General features: G+C 69.3%; 14 protein-coding genes. 13 read left to right on the top strand and 1 reads right to left on the bottom strand.

Translation table 11 applies throughout. The features are described 5' to 3' along the window. Positions 1-7: 7 nt before the first annotated feature. From ACIPYT_RS04060 to ACIPYT_RS04105, 10 genes are all read left to right on the top strand, one after another. Positions 8-1,003 carry an ABC transporter permease gene (locus tag ACIPYT_RS04060; protein ID WP_401070882.1) on the top strand — a complete coding sequence of 332 codons (996 nt, stop codon included), beginning with the start codon at positions 8-10 and terminating at the stop codon, positions 1,001-1,003. Beyond that, positions 1,000-1,767, top strand: a complete 768-nt coding sequence (locus tag ACIPYT_RS04065) for an ATP-binding cassette domain-containing protein (protein WP_401070884.1) — start codon at positions 1,000-1,002, stop codon at positions 1,765-1,767. Before ACIPYT_RS04060 ends, ACIPYT_RS04065 begins: the two co-directional genes overlap by 4 nt. Beyond that, complete coding sequence (locus ACIPYT_RS04070) at positions 1,764-2,642, top strand: sugar phosphate isomerase/epimerase family protein (RefSeq protein WP_401070885.1); 879 nt, start codon at positions 1,764-1,766, stop codon at positions 2,640-2,642. Before ACIPYT_RS04065 ends, ACIPYT_RS04070 begins: the two co-directional genes overlap by 4 nt. A gap of 14 nt (positions 2,643-2,656) precedes the next feature. Then, positions 2,657-3,526 carry a sugar phosphate isomerase/epimerase family protein gene (locus ACIPYT_RS04075; protein WP_401070887.1) on the top strand — a complete coding sequence of 290 codons (870 nt, stop codon included), beginning with the start codon at positions 2,657-2,659 and terminating at the stop codon, positions 3,524-3,526. After that, positions 3,516-4,223, top strand: coding sequence for a nucleoside/nucleotide kinase family protein (locus tag ACIPYT_RS04080; RefSeq protein ID WP_401070889.1), 708 nt, complete (start codon positions 3,516-3,518; stop codon positions 4,221-4,223). The genes ACIPYT_RS04075 and ACIPYT_RS04080 overlap by 11 nt, the downstream gene beginning before the upstream one ends. Positions 4,224-4,618: 395 nt before the next feature. Continuing rightward, positions 4,619-5,575 (top strand): hypothetical protein, encoded by a 957-nt coding sequence (locus ACIPYT_RS04085; protein WP_401070891.1) that lies wholly within the window; start codon positions 4,619-4,621, stop codon positions 5,573-5,575. 244 nt (positions 5,576-5,819) lie between these two features. Beyond that, positions 5,820-6,368 carry a GNAT family N-acetyltransferase gene (locus ACIPYT_RS04090; RefSeq protein WP_401070893.1) on the top strand — a complete coding sequence of 183 codons (549 nt, stop codon included), beginning with the start codon at positions 5,820-5,822 and terminating at the stop codon, positions 6,366-6,368. Next, positions 6,365-7,093: a nicotinamide riboside transporter PnuC gene (gene pnuC / locus ACIPYT_RS04095; RefSeq protein ID WP_401070895.1), complete on the top strand. Its 729-nt coding sequence runs from the start codon at positions 6,365-6,367 to the stop codon at positions 7,091-7,093. Before ACIPYT_RS04090 ends, pnuC begins: the two co-directional genes overlap by 4 nt. 226 nt (positions 7,094-7,319) lie before the next feature. Further along, complete coding sequence (locus tag ACIPYT_RS04100) at positions 7,320-8,705, top strand: LLM class flavin-dependent oxidoreductase (protein WP_401070897.1); 1,386 nt, start codon at positions 7,320-7,322, stop codon at positions 8,703-8,705. A 103-nt stretch (positions 8,706-8,808) separates the two neighbouring features. Beyond that, a complete protein-coding gene (locus tag ACIPYT_RS04105; protein WP_401070899.1) occupies positions 8,809-9,414 on the top strand; it encodes a cyanamide hydratase in 606 nt (201 codons plus the stop codon). On the opposite strand, the gene ACIPYT_RS04110 is transcribed toward ACIPYT_RS04105, so the two are convergent. Further along, positions 9,337-9,825, bottom strand: a complete 489-nt coding sequence (locus tag ACIPYT_RS04110; protein ID WP_401070901.1) for a hypothetical protein — start codon at positions 9,823-9,825, stop codon at positions 9,337-9,339. The genes ACIPYT_RS04105 and ACIPYT_RS04110 overlap by 78 nt on opposite strands. A gap of 234 nt (positions 9,826-10,059) precedes the next feature. Between ACIPYT_RS04110 and ACIPYT_RS04115 the strand changes: the two genes are divergently transcribed. From ACIPYT_RS04115 to ACIPYT_RS04125, 3 genes are all read left to right on the top strand, one after another. Continuing rightward, positions 10,060-11,073 (top strand): ester cyclase, encoded by a 1,014-nt coding sequence (locus ACIPYT_RS04115; RefSeq protein ID WP_401070903.1) that lies wholly within the window; start codon positions 10,060-10,062, stop codon positions 11,071-11,073. Between the two features lie 9 nt (positions 11,074-11,082). Next, complete coding sequence (locus ACIPYT_RS04120; RefSeq protein ID WP_401070905.1) at positions 11,083-12,123, top strand: hypothetical protein; 1,041 nt, start codon at positions 11,083-11,085, stop codon at positions 12,121-12,123. A 321-nt stretch (positions 12,124-12,444) separates the two neighbouring features. Beyond that, the gene (locus tag ACIPYT_RS04125; RefSeq protein WP_401070906.1) at positions 12,445-14,025 is read left to right on the top strand and encodes an ABC transporter substrate-binding protein; all 1,581 of its coding nucleotides are present in this window, start codon (positions 12,445-12,447) and stop codon (positions 14,023-14,025) included. Positions 14,026-14,028 lie beyond the last annotated feature (3 nt).

Here is a 14,028-nt window from a genome sequence, read left to right on the forward strand (position 1 = left end):
GTCCGTCATGGGCACGCCCCTGACAACCACCACGCTCGATGCGAGGCCCACGGGTCTGCGCACGATCGCCAAGGATGCTCGGAGCCTCAGCTTCTGGGCCGAGAACGCCGCCCCCGTCGGCCTGGTCGTGCTCGTCGTGGTGTTCGCGATCCTGAGCCCCACGTTCCTCACGCTCGGCAACATCCAGGCGATGCTCATCGCCGCCGCGATCCTCATCATCCTGGCCGTGGCGCAGTCGTTCGTGATCACGACCGGAGGCATCGACCTCTCCATCTCGGCGACCATGACCCTGGGCGCCGTCGGCTTCGGCCTCTCGTGGCAGGCCGGACTCGGGTTCTGGCTGTCGGCGCTGCTCGCACTCGTGGCATCCGGCGTCGTCGGCGTGATCAACGGACTGCTCATCGCGAAGGGCAAGGTCACCGACTTCATCGCCACCCTGGGCACGCTCTCGGTCGCCACCGGCCTCGCCCTCATCCTCACCGCCGGCAAGCCGATCTCGGTCACCAGCGTCGAGCTGCTGCGCCTCACCACCGGCACCGTGTGGATCTTCGGCTACCCGTTCCTCATCGCCGCCCTCATCGCGGTCGTGTTCTGGTTCGTGATGTTCCGCACGCGCTTCGGTCTGCACGTGCAGGCGGTCGGAGGCAGCGAGGAGGCCGCGGTCGCCAACGGCGTGAAGGCGCAGCGCGTGCGCATCGGCGTCTACGTCATGGCGGCACTGCTCGCCGGGCTCGCCGCGATCCTGCTCGTCGCCCGCATCGGCGCCGCAGAGCCCGCCATCAACACGCAGTACCTGCTGAACTCGATCGCCGCGGTCGTGCTCGGCGGCGTCGCCCTCACCGGCGGACGCGGCAAGATCGTCGGCCCCGTGCTCGGAGCGCTGCTGCTCACCGCGCTCACGAACGGCCTCACGCTGCTGGGCGTCTCCCAGTTCTACCAGCCCCTCGCCGTCGGACTCGTCGTCGTGCTCGCGGCCCTTCTCACGAGGTTCCAGAAGAAATGACCACCGCATCCACCGTCGCGAACGACGTCCTCTTCGCCGCCCACGACATCACGAAGTCCTTCGGCGGCGTGCACGCCCTGCGCGGAGCCTCGATCACCATGCGCCGCGGCGAGGTCACGGCCCTGATCGGCGACAACGGCGCCGGCAAGTCCACCCTGGTGCGCTGCCTCTCCGGCATCCATCGCCCCGACTCCGGCACCATCACGCTCGACGGCGCCGAGGTGCAGCTCGACAGTCCGCTCGCGGCCCGCGAGCACGGCATCGAGACCGTGCAGCAGAACCTCGCCCTCGTCGAAGACCTCACGGTCTGGCAGAACTTCTTCCTCGGCCGCGAGAAGACGAAGGGCTTCGGCCCGTTCCGGGTGCTCGACCGCAAGGCGATGCGCGCGACGGCGCAGGAGCTCGTGTCCGATCTCGCGGTCAACGTGCCGCCCGTCACGAGCCGCGTGCGCCGCCTCTCGGGCGGGCAGCGCCAGGCCGTCTCGATCGCCCGCGCGGCCGGATGGGGAGGCTCGATCGTCATCATGGACGAGCCCACCGCCGCGCTCGGGGTGCAGGAGACCGCGCGCGTCGAGGGCATCATCCGCAAGCTCAAGGAGCAGGGCGTCGCCGTTCTCCTCATCAGCCACAACTTCGACCAGGTGCTGCGTCTCTCCGACCACGTCTGGGTCATGCGCGGCGGACTCGCCGTGGCCGAGCGCCGGGCCGCCGAGACCTCGGGCGACGAGTTGGTCGCGCTGATCACCGGCGCGAAGGCGTCGTGACCGTGGCGCCCCGCTTCGGCATCCATGCGGGTGTGTGGGGCTTCGACTGGAGCGCGGATGCCGCCGAGCGCACGATCGGGGCGGCGGCAGCCGCCGGCTACGACCTCATCGAGATCCCCGCGATCGACCGCGCGCGATCGGATGCCGGAGACACCGCCCGAGCCCTCGACCGGCACGGCATCGCGCCCGCCGTCTCGCTCGCGCTCGGCACCGACGACGACATCACCTCGGCGGACTCGGCCCGACGCGACCGCGGCGAGCGCCGCCTGACGGATGCCGTCGCGTTCGCATCCGAGATCGGCGCGACGTTCGTGGGCGGCGTGGTCTTCTCGGCCATGGGCCGCTACCTCGAACTCCCGACGCCCGCCGCGCGCGACCGCTCGCTCGCGGTGCTGCGGCGGATCGCCGCTCTCGCAGAGGCCCGCGGCATCACCCTCGGGGTCGAGTACGTCAACCGCTATGAGAGCAACCTGCTGAACACGGCGGCGCAGACCGTCGCTTTCCTCGACGACCTCGGGGCGCCGAACGTCCTGCTGCACCTCGACACGTTCCACGCGGCGATCGAGGAGACCTCGCTCGCCGCCGCGATCGACGCGGCCGGCGACCGACTCGGCTACATCCATGCCAGCGAGAGCCACCGCGGCCGGCTCGGCACCGGAACGATCGACTGGGACCGATTCGCCGCCGACCTGCACACCGCGGGGTACACCGGCCCGATCACGGTCGAGACGTTCTCGAGCACCGTGATCGGCGACGCCGCCGCGATCGACATCGGCCTGTGGCGCCCGATGTGGGCCGACCCCGACGAGCTCGCCACGACCACCCTGCACTTCCTCCGCACGCGGTTCGCCGCGGCCGCCATCCCGACCCTCTGACACAGGAGAACCCCATGCCGATCAACCCCCTCGGAGTCCACGCGCTCGTCTTCGCCGGCGGCACGACCCCCGACGAGATGACCACCATCATCGACGAGACCGCGGCGGCCGGGTACGGCATCCTCGAGCTGTCGTTGCACGACTCCCCGAACCTCGACGTCGCCGATGCACGCACGAAGCTCGAGGCCGCGGGCCTCGGGATCGTCTGCTCGCGCGGTCTCGCGTTCGACGCCGACGTCTCGAGCGACGACGCCGCCGTGGTCGCGCGAGGCGCAGCGCTGCTGCACGACTCGCTGCAGATCACGCACGACCTGGGCGGCACGCACTTCACCGGCGCGCTGTACAGCGCCCTGGGCAAGTACGGGCATGCGCTCAGCGCGGCCGGCCGCGCGAACGTCGTCGCCACCCTCAAGGACCTCGCCGCGGATGCGAGCGAGAAGGGCATGACACTGGGGCTGGAGATCTGCAACCGGTACGAGACCAACGTCATCAACACCACGGCCGACGCGCTGCGCCTGGCCGACGACATCGGTCACGACAACGTGCTGATCCACCTGGACATCTATCACATGAACATCGAGGAGGACGACTTCGTCCGCCCCGTGCACCTCGCCGGCGACCGCCTCGGCTACGTGCACATCGGCGAGAACCACCGTGGCTACCTCGGCAGCGGACACCTCGACTTCGGCTCGTTCTTCCGCGCCCTGGCCGACGTCGACTACCGGGGGCCGATCACCTTCGAGTCGTTCTCCTCGGCGGTCGTCTCGCCGACGCTGTCGAACGACCTCGCCATCTGGCGCAACCTGTGGAGCGACGGCCCGGCGCTCGCCCGCCACGCCCGCGCGTTCATGACGGCGCAGATCGAGGCGCAGCATGGCGCCTGAGGGCGACTCCGCATCATCCGAGCCCTCCGCCCCGCCGGCCGCGGCAGTGGCCGCCCTGGCGGATCGGGTGCGCACGGCGGCCACACCGGGCCGACGCTACCTCCTCGGCGTCGCGGGGAGCCCCGGCAGCGGCAAGACCACCCTCGCGAAGGCTCTGGTCGCGCACCTCGACGCCGACGGCGCGGGGTCTGCGGCGTACCTGCCGATGGACGGCTTCCACCTCGCGAACTCGACGCTCGACCGCCTCGGCATCCACGACCGCAAGGGCGCCATCGACACGTTCGACGGCTGGGGCTTCCTGGCCCTGCTCGACCGGGTGCGCACCGAGACCGACCACACGGTCTACGCCCCGAGCTTCCAGCGCACGGTCGACGAGGGCGTCGCGGGAGAGATCGCGATCGAGCCCGCAGCGACGATCGTGGTCGTCGAAGGCAACTACCTGCTGGCCGACCAGGGCCCCTGGGCGCGGATCCGCGATCTTCTGGATGCCGCGTGGTTCTGCTCCACGCCCGCGGCCGACCGCGAAGCGCGTCTCGTCGACCGCCACACCCGGCACGGACGCACGGTCGAGGCGGCGACCGCATGGGCGCGCGACGTCGACGGCGCCAATGCCGTGCTCATCGAGGCGTCGCGTGTGCACGCCGACCTCGTGCTGTCGGGTGTCACCGGGGACGTTCTGCTCGGCACCGACCGCTGACACGCATCGGCCCCGGCATCCGACGACTGGGAGCGGGACGGGCTTCTCGATGCGTGGCTCTTTGACCGCGCGGAGCGGGCGTTCCAGGACGCCGCCAAAGTGCAAGCCCGCAACTGGGAGTTCTTCGAGGAACTGTGCGCAGCGGGCGGACGGGCGGGATCCTCTGAAACTGAGCGGTTCGGCTTCAATAAGCATCAGCAGCTCGTTGCCGCATTTAGGCAGCCGTCAGAAACGAATCTAGTGTCGCTCGAGTCCGGCCCGGGCGATGATGCCAAGACCGTCAACTCGGCTACCCCTCTGGGTTGGCTCGTATATTCTTCCGCTCGCGACTGACGCGCCCTCCCGGAGCCGATTAGTGCTAGCCGCAGCGGGTGGACGACGGCCATGATTGCCCCGTGACTAAGAGCAAAGAGCCAAGCAGGCTGTTCAAACGAATCGGCCTGTTGATGCAAGAGTCGTTCGACTTCATCGGCGAGTCAGCAGACCACCACAAGAACAAGATCAGGGTTCTCGCGGTTCCGCGGTTGGAGCCAGACAGGCGACGTGCTGTGTACTTTGTGCGCGCCCGCGGCGAGCTTGTTCCAGTTGAGCTCGAACATAAACTCAGCGGCATCCTATTTCAGGCGCGGGCTACCCTCGATCGAGCGATTTTTGCGGCGGCTCATGCTGACCCGAACGAAACATGGACCGAGAGCGAGAACGCCCGGACCTCATTTCCAATCGCCACCACAGAAGCGCACTGGGATGCTCTTCGCGATCGCAAGCACCTGGTCGCGCTGGGAAAGAAGACGGTTGGGAAGTTGCGCGAGATTCAACCGTTCGTCACTGGCGCTTCGATACCGGTTATCTTGAACGATCTTCACCGGTTCGACAAGCACCGAGACCCACTGTCGCTGTTCCTGATCGCTGATCCGCAGTTCCCCATGCCCTTCAACCACATAGTCGATCATCCGGCCGGCCCTGGTGAATGGTGGATCGACTTCGTGCAGCCGAACCCGCCGTTGGCACCCGGGCTCGAACTAGTCGAGCGAAGGACGACCAACCCAATGATGAGTGCTGGCCCGGAGGACATCCCCGTCACTCTTGCCGCTCGCATCGGCGAGGATCTCGTCGATGTGCAGGATCTCTTGTGGGACGCGATGGAATACGTCAGCAGGGCAGCGGAGATTCTCGAAGGGCAGAAGCCCACGGTGGCCGATGCGTTCGCCGCATACTTCGCCGCGGAACGCCGACAGCTTGCCGCCTTCCAGCGCGGGATGCTCGAAGACGACTGGGATGAGTGGCTGCGACTGTCCGGGTCTGCGGTGAATCGAGGGGCGAGCTTCCGTTCGGCCAGGGCGGAGCTGCACTAGCCATGAACCTGCTCAAAGCGACCACCCTGCTGTCATTCATCGCGGCGCTGCCCTGGTGTTCTCGGCCGTGAGTGAGGCCCGATACAGTGAGCGGTTCTTCGACCCAATCATGGCCGACATGCGTTTACGCGATTGGCGTACGCGACGTCCTCAGCTCCGTGCATAGGCAGGATGCATGAACAGGGCACTCCGGCATCCTGCTAGCGTCATCCGTGCGCACCCGAGCGCAGACGCAGGAGCACCGATGAGCGACCCCCAGATCCGGGATGCCGACGAGAGCGATCTCGAGCAGATCACGGCCATCCACAACGACGCCGTCGTTCACACCACGGCGATCTGGAACGAGGAGGCCGTCGATGTCGCCGACCGATCGGCCTGGCTGGCCGCTCGGCGAGAGCGCGGCTTCCCGGTGATCGTCGCCGTCGACGACACCGGCGTGGTCGGCTATGCGTCGTTCGGCGACTGGCGGCCGCACAGCGGCTACCGCCACACGGTCGAGCACTCGGTGTACGTGCGCGGCGACCAGCGCGGGCGCGGTGTCGGCCGCATGCTGATGGTCGAGCTCATCGACCGCGCGCGGCGCCTCGGCATCCACGTGATGGTCGGCGCCGTCGAGAGCGGCAACCTCGCCTCGATCGTGCTGCACAAGCGCCTCGACTTCCTGCAGGTCGGACGGATGCCCCAGGTCGGCGCCAAGTTCGGACGCTGGCTCGACCTGACGTTCCTGCAGCTCGTGCTCGACGAGCGCCCCTTCCCGCCCGAGCTGCCCTCCACCGCGGAGGACGCGCGGTGAACGTGCTGCTCTGGCTCGTCGACGCCTTCAACTCGCAGTGGCAGCTGCCCGGTGGGCAGACGCTGCTGGTGCGCGAGGTCGTCGGCAACGCCTTCGGACTCGCGAGCGCCCTGGGCGGCATGCGCCGCAAGGTGTGGGCCTGGCCCGTCGGCATCGTCGGCAACGTGCTGCTGCTCACGGTGTTCCTCGGCACGATCCTGAACCCCGATCACGAGCTGCCGCACCTGCTGGGCCAGGCCGGACGTCAGATCATGTTCATCGCGGTCGCGATCTACGGGTGGGTCCGCTGGAAGCAGGCATCCGACGACGGAGGCCGCGTCACCCCGCGCTGGGCGCCGACGAGCGCCCGCATCGGCCTCGTGCTGGTGCTCGTGATCGGCACGGTCGCGCTGACCCCGCTGTTCCGGGCGCTCGGGTCGTATGAGCCGGTGTGGGCGGATGCGTGGACGTTCGTGGGGTCGCTGCTCGCGACCTACGGCATGGCGAAGGGCTGGACCGAGTTCTGGCTCATCTGGATCGCGGTCGACATCGTCGGCGTGCCGCTGCTCTTCGCCGCCGGGTTCTACGCGACCGGGTTCATGTACGTGTTCTACGGCGTCTTCACGGCCGTCGGCTTCGTCGTGTGGTGCCGCGCGCAGGCGAACGCGAAGCCGCAGGTCGAGACGCTGATGCCCGACCCGCGGCCGGTCACCCGGCCGATCCGTACGGTCGATCCTCGCGACTGAGTCGATACGGGCCGCCTCCGCTGAGCCGCCGCACCGCCCGCCGCCGCACCTCCCGCCGCCGCAACTCCCGCCGCCGCACCGCCCGCCGACACGCCAGATGTCGGACCGATCCGGCGAGAAAGTCCGACATCTGGCGTGTCGGCCCCCGACGTGGTGACGCCTCGAATGTGTCGTCGCGTGTCGGCGGCACTGGCGAGGCACAGGTCGACGCGGTCTCCTAGACGGCATGACCCGACAGATCCGCTTCAACGCCTTCGACATGAACTGCGTCGCCCACCAGTCGTCCGGCCTGTGGCGCCACCCCGACGACCGCTCGCGTCACTACAACACGATCTCGTACTGGACCGACCTCGCGAAGCTCCTCGAGAGCGCCACGTTCGACGGCATCTTCATCGCCGACGTGCTCGGCACCTATGACGTGTACGGGGGCACGAACGAGGCCGCGATCCGCAACGGCGCGCAGGTGCCGGTGAACGACCCGATCCTGCTCGTCAGCGCCATGGCAGCGGTGACCGAGCACCTCGGCTTCGGTGTCACGGCCGGCACGGCGTTCGAGCATCCCTATCCGTTCGCCCGCCGGCTCAGCACGCTCGACCACCTCACCCAGGGCCGCGTCGGCTGGAACGTCGTGACCGGCTACCTCCCCAGCGCCGCCCGCAACATGGGGCAGACCGACCAGCTCGCGCACGACGACCGCTACGACCACGCCGACGAGTACGTCGAGGTGCTGTACAAGCTGTGGGAGGGGTCGTGGGAAGACGACGCCGTGGTCGAGGACCGCGAGCGCGGCATCTTCACCGACCCGTCGAAGGTGCACCCGATCGGCCACGAGGGGAAGCACTTCAGCGTTCCCGGCATCCACATCTCCGAGCCCTCCCCGCAGCGCACGCCCGTGATCTATCAGGCGGGCGCGAGCCCCCGCGGTGTGAAGTTCGCGGCCGAGAACGCCGAGGCGATCTTCGTCGCCGCCCCGTCGAAGGAAGTGCTCGCAGGAACCGTGAAGCGCATCCGCGACGCGCTCGAAGCCGCCGGCCGCGACCGCTACGACGCCCGCATCTACACGCTGCTCACGGTCATCACCGGAGCGACGAGCGAGGATGCCGCGGCGAAGCACGCCGAGTACCTGTCGTACGCGAGTCCCGAGGGCGCGCTCACGTTCATGTCGGGCTGGATGGGCGTCGACCTGTCGCAGTACGAGGAGGACGAGCCGGTCGCAGGCGTCGAGTCGAACGCCATCCAGTCGGTGCTCCAGCACCTCAAGGAGGAGGCCGACCTGGGCCGCGAGTGGACGGTGGGCGACTTCGGCCGCCACAACGCGATCGGCGGCCTCGGCCCCACGATCGTCGGTTCGGGCGAGGAGATCGCCGACGAGCTGCAGTCGTGGGTCGAGGAGACCGACATCGACGGCTTCAACCTCGCCTACGCCGTGACGCCGGGCACCTGGCAGGACGTCATCGAGCACGTCATCCCGGTGCTTCGCGAGCGCGGCGCCTACCCCGAGGAGTACACACCGGGCACCCTGCGGCACAAGCTCCACGGCAAGGGCGACCGCGTGCAGGACTCGCACCGCGCGGCGCGATACCGGGTCGGGGCGCAGGCGCCCGTCGCCTGATCCGCCACCCGCCACCCGCCACCTGCACGGGATGGCGGGAATCGGCGGGATGCTGGCGGTAGAGGCCGTCGTGCGCAACCGCCGCGGTCACGAGACTGAGGCCATGCGCATCGCCGACTTCATCGTGCCCGACACCGCCGCCGCCCGCGGAGCGCTCGAGCTCGCGCACGAGTACCACTCCCCGTCGCTCGTGAACCACGTCATGCGGTCGTGGCTCTGGGCCGAGGCGTTCGCCGCGATCGAGGGCCGCGAGGGCATCGACCACGAGCTGCTGTACGTCTCGGCGATGCTGCACGACATGGGCCTGGCGTCGGAGTTCGACAACCACACCCTCGCCTACGAGCACGCCGGCGGCCATGTCGGCATCGCCCTCACGGCCGGCGCCGGGTGGGATGCCGCGCGGCGACGCCGTGTGCTCGACGTGATCGTCGCGCACAACCTGCCGAGCGTGGACCCGACGGAGGATGCCGAGGGCTACCTGCTCGAGGTCGCGACCGGCCTCGACATCTCCGGCGCCCGGCCCGAAGCGCTTCCCGAAGGCTTCCGCCGCGAGGTGCTCGCGGCGCATCCTCGCCTCGACCTCGCGGACGAATTCGGCGCCGCGGTCGTCGACCAGGCCGAGCGCAAGCCGTCATCCGCCGCGTGCCGCCTCGTCGACGGCGGCGTCGTGCGCAAGCTCCGTGACAATCCCCTGGAGCCCCTCGCCTGATGTCGGCGCGCCGCCGGTGCGTTCGGGGATCAGGAGCACGATGCCGAGCGCCAGGCTCACCCCCAGTGCGACCATCTCGCCGATCGCGGACTCCGGGTCCATGTGGGCGAGATGCATCGCGTGGTACGCGAAGTGCAGGCCGCCGAACACCGTCCAGGCGAGACCGAGCACGCGGAACACGGCCGCACTCCGCCGGATAAGGCCCCCGATGCTCGCCGCGGCGAGCGCGAGGTACATCGCGCCGACGTCGCGGATGAGGTGCTCGTTGAACGGTCCGTCGACGGAGACCCAGGATCCGAGCACGCCGGGGAACGAGTCGTAGAAGCTCTGCGCCGCGAGGTACGCCCAGCCGCCGACGAACAGGCCGAGAGCCGTCGACCCGGCCAGGGCGATGATGTGCAGTCGTCTCATGCTCGGTATGACGACGGATGCTCCGCGGATGTGAGGCGGGGCGTCACCGCATCCACTGGTCATCACGTCACCACAGGCCGCACCCATCGGGCATCCCTGTGGGAAGCACCGTGCTCTCCGGCTGGCCCCCGCGCGTCGCGCCGCGTAGCGTCTCAGCCATGCGATGCCGCGACGAGGAGACGCCCACCACCGACCCCCGCCGATCCCGGGACGACTCGATGCGGGAGGTGCGTCGTGGAGCTTGACCCCGTCGCGTACCGACCGTACGCCGACCCCGACGACTTCATCCGCGAGGTCACCGACCGCATCTGGGTCGAGCGCGACATCCGCCACATCGAGGAGAACTACGAGCCCGACTCGATCGTGCACAACGGCTACGGCACGATCACCACACGCGACGAGGTGATCATCGGCAGCACCATGCGTTCGGCCGTCAACGCCGCGAACCCCGGCGCACAGCCCGCACAGGCCGAGGACGTGGTGTGGGAGGCGCGCGGCGCCGACGCCTTCCTCAGCTCCCACCTCATCCTGCGCGCGGAGGAGCGGCTCGTCGACCAGCGGTGGACCCGCGTGCAGGTGCACAGCGTGGCCAACTGCCTGTACCGGCGCGGCCGCATGGTCGAGGAGTGGATCGCGCGCGACGGACTCGCCGCGGTGCTGCAGACCGGCGGCGACCCCGAGACCGAGGCCCGCGCCAAGCCCTTCCGCGGGTACGTCGGCTCGTTCCTCGACCCCGCGCCCGCCGACGTCCTCGCCCACGGCGACAGCGGAGAGCGTCCCGATGACCACCGGGATGCGTGCGAGCTCGTGCTGAACCTGATCGACACCGTGTGGAACGGCCACGACTTCCGCGCCGTGAACGAGCTGATGGTGCGCGACCTCTTCCTGCACAGCTCCGGTGCCGCCACCTACATCCGGCCGCAGGGCTATCAGCGCGAGACCCTGCGCCTGCTCTCGGCGTTCCCGACCGCCCGCTTCGAGGTGCGCGACATCCAGGTCCACGACAGCGTGCCGCACGGCGGCATCCGGGTCGCGGCGATGTGGAAGATGACCGGACGCTACGACGGCCAGCCCGACTTCGGCGCCGTGACCGGGTCGGACGTCGATCTGCTCGGCGTCTCGCACTTCCTCGTGCACGACGGACGCGTGCTGCGCGAACGTCGCATCGTCGACGAGATCGCGCTCCGCTCGCAGATCAACGCCGCGCGGGGCGACGAACCCGTGCCCGACGCGAACATCTACTTCTAGGAGCATGCGATGACGGTCTCCGTGATCATCCAGGGATTCGGCGCGATGGGCCGCGAGATCCTCGCGGCTCTCGCCGCCAGGACGGATGCCGACGTGATCGCCGTGCTCGACACGGATGCGACGCTCGTCGGTCGCCGACTGGGCGAGGTCGTGGGCACGTCGCGATGGCCCGACGTGGTCGTGCGGCATCCCGACGAGGTGCGCCTCGGCGACCTCCGCGCCGACGTCGCCGTGCACGCGACCACCGCGTTCGTCGACGTGGCGGTGCCGCAGATCGCCGCGTTGCTCGACGCCGGCGCCGACGTCGTCACGCTGTGCCAGGAGCTGGTCTATCCGCGCGAGGAGAACGCCGACCTCGCGGCCGACCTGCACCGCACCGCCGTCGCGGCCGGGCGCACGGTCGTCGCCGGCGGCGTGAACCCGGGGTGGATCCTCGACCTGCTGCCCATCGCCGCGTCGCTCGGCTGCCGCGACATCGACGCCGTGCGGGCGACGCGGGTCGTCGACTTCTCGCCGTACGGCCCCGACGAGATGGTGCACATCGGCGCCGGCCTCGACGAAGACCGGTTCCGCGCCGGCGCCGACAGCGGAGAGATCGGCCACATCGGCCTGCTCGAGAGCGCACGCATGGTGGCCGACGCCCTCGGGCTCGACGTCGACCGCTGGGAGCAGACCAAGGATCCGGTGATCTCCCCCGACGGGCATGCGACGCCGTTCGCCGACGTGGCCCCCGGGCACGTGCGCGGATTCCGGCAGCGGGTGCGCGGCTGGACCGGCGACCGCCTGCGCGCGGACTTCGAGATGGTGGGGCTGATCGACGTGCGCGCCGACGACCCCGAGCTCGGCGACCGCATCGCCATCACCGCGACTCCCGACATCGCCGTGACGGTGCAGGGCGGCGACACGACCGACGGCGGCACCTCGACCGCGGGCGTCGTGACCAACCTGATCGGCCCCGCGCTGGCATCCGGGCCGGGTCTGCGCACGATCGCCGACCTCCCGCTCACGCGGTCACGGACGACTCTGCGCCTTCCGGCATCCGTGTCCTGACGCCTGGTCGGCCCGCCCCGTCGGCCCGGTGAAAGATCGAAGACGCCTCCGAAACGCCCGTTTCGGAGGCGTTTTCCGTCTTTTATCCGCGCGTGCAGCGGGAAAAGTCCCGGTCGACCGAACAGGTTAAGCATTTCGTTATCTCACTATGCGAACACGAACTTCCCACTTATCTGCGGCGTGGACATAATCATTCTCGAAGGGTCAACCCACCACCCGGCCTTCACCCCCCGACGAGCAACGGAGCCGTCGATGACGACGCTCCGTGTTTCGTGACACCTCGAGCGATGGCGCCCGTGCGCGCCATGGAAGGACTTCGTCATGCCCGCTTCACAGCACTTCCGTCGTCCAGGGAGCACGCCCGCCCGCTGGATCGGCGCCGTCGCCTTCGGCGCCGCATCCGTCCTCGTCCTCGCCGGCTGCGGCGGCTCGGGAGGCTCCGGGGATGCCGGGGGCGACGGCGGCCCGCAGACCCTCACGTTCGGTCTCTCCGCCGACCCGGCCACCCCCATCACCGGCATGCAGCAGGGCGGCGCGGTCAACCAGCTGCTGACGCTCGTGCACCGCGGTCTGATGACCTACGACGAGACGGGCGCGGTCGTGCCCGGCGTCGCGGAGTCGGTCGACACGAGCGACCCCACGAGCTACGTCTTCACGCTGCGCCCCGACCTGACGTTCAGCGACGACTCGCCGCTGACCTCCGACAACGTGAAGAACTCCCTCGACTACTACCGCGACCCGGCGAACGGCTCGCAGCTCGCCGCCGGCCTCAAGGACATCACCGACATCGCGGCCGACGGCGACACCGTGACGATCACGCTCGCGCAGCCGAACACGGCCTTCCTGCAGTACCTCGCGCTGCCGTTCGCGGCGATCGTGCCCGACGCCTCCCTCAACCCCGACACCCCCAACTGGGTCGGCGCCGGCCCCTTCGAGATGACGAACCTCGACCAGGGCATCGGTCTCACGGTCGAGAAGAACGACGACTACTACGACGCCGACGAGGTCTCGCTCGACAGCATCGAGGTGAAGTTCTACCCCGACGGCGAGGCCCGCACGAACGCGCTGCTGAGCGGCGACGTCGACATGATCGAGTACGTGCCGTGGGAGAACTTCCAGCGGGTCGCGGATGCCGGGCTCACGGTCGACGCGCAGCAGGGGCCGTTCCAGTACGTGCAGTTCAACGTGACCGAGGGCCCGTTCGCCGACCCGAAGGTGCGCCAGGCCGTGGCCTACGCGCTCAACCGCGAGAACGCGGTGACCGCGGCGTTCCAGAGCAACGGCGCCCCGCTCGACGGCATCGTGATCCCCGAGGACGACCCCGCCTACGACCCCAAGGCCGCCGAGCTGTGGAGCTACGACCCCGACAAGGCGAAGGAGCTGCTCGCGGATGCCGGGTACCCCGACGGCTTCTCCGCCACGCTGCTGTCGACCTCGCAGTACACGTTCCTGCAGGACAACGCGCTGTCGGTGCAGGAAGACCTGCGGGCGATCGGCATCGACGTCACGCTCGACGCCCCCGATTGGTCGACGCGTGTCAGCAAGGGCAACGCCGGCGAGTACGACATCGCCGTCTCGGGCGACGCGGGCGTCATCACCGACCCCTCGTACCTGCTCAACTGGGTCGTCGACAGCCGCAACTTCAATGTCGGCTGGGGCTACTCCAACGACACCCTGCGCGGTCTGATCGAGGAGGGCCTGCGGGCTGCCGACGACGACACGGCCAAGAAGGAGATCTACGAGCAGATCGCCGACATCTGGGCCGAGGACGTGCCGTTCGCCTCGATCAACACCCGCGAGCAGGCCTACGCGTACAGCGACAAGGTCAAGGGCTTCGAGACCCTCCCCGGGTTCCTCGTCTTCTACAGCTCGCTGAACCTCGCACACGCCTCCGTGGAGTGACTC

It is taken from the genome of Microbacterium sp. NPDC089695 (assembly GCF_044749085.1).
GTDB lineage: Bacteria > Actinomycetota > Actinomycetes > Actinomycetales > Microbacteriaceae > Microbacterium.

What these genes read in the sequence shown, in the direction of transcription:
- ACIPYT_RS04060 (WP_401070882.1), top strand. Translation starts at nt 8, where the DNA reads ATGGGCACGCCCCTGACAACCACCACGCTCGATGCGAGGCCCACGGGT.
- ACIPYT_RS04065 (WP_401070884.1), top strand. Translation starts at nt 1,000, where the DNA reads ATGACCACCGCATCCACCGTCGCGAACGACGTCCTCTTCGCCGCCCAC.
- ACIPYT_RS04075 (WP_401070887.1), top strand. Translation starts at nt 2,657, where the DNA reads ATGCCGATCAACCCCCTCGGAGTCCACGCGCTCGTCTTCGCCGGCGGC.
- ACIPYT_RS04080 (WP_401070889.1), top strand. Translation starts at nt 3,516, where the DNA reads ATGGCGCCTGAGGGCGACTCCGCATCATCCGAGCCCTCCGCCCCGCCG.
- ACIPYT_RS04090 (WP_401070893.1), top strand. Translation starts at nt 5,820, where the DNA reads ATGAGCGACCCCCAGATCCGGGATGCCGACGAGAGCGATCTCGAGCAG.
- ACIPYT_RS04100 (WP_401070897.1), top strand. Translation starts at nt 7,320, where the DNA reads ATGACCCGACAGATCCGCTTCAACGCCTTCGACATGAACTGCGTCGCC.
- ACIPYT_RS04105 (WP_401070899.1), top strand. Translation starts at nt 8,809, where the DNA reads ATGCGCATCGCCGACTTCATCGTGCCCGACACCGCCGCCGCCCGCGGA.
- ACIPYT_RS04110 (WP_401070901.1), bottom strand. Translation starts at nt 9,825, where the DNA reads ATGAGACGACTGCACATCATCGCCCTGGCCGGGTCGACGGCTCTCGGC.
- ACIPYT_RS04120 (WP_401070905.1), top strand. Translation starts at nt 11,083, where the DNA reads ATGACGGTCTCCGTGATCATCCAGGGATTCGGCGCGATGGGCCGCGAG.
- ACIPYT_RS04125 (WP_401070906.1), top strand. Translation starts at nt 12,445, where the DNA reads ATGCCCGCTTCACAGCACTTCCGTCGTCCAGGGAGCACGCCCGCCCGC.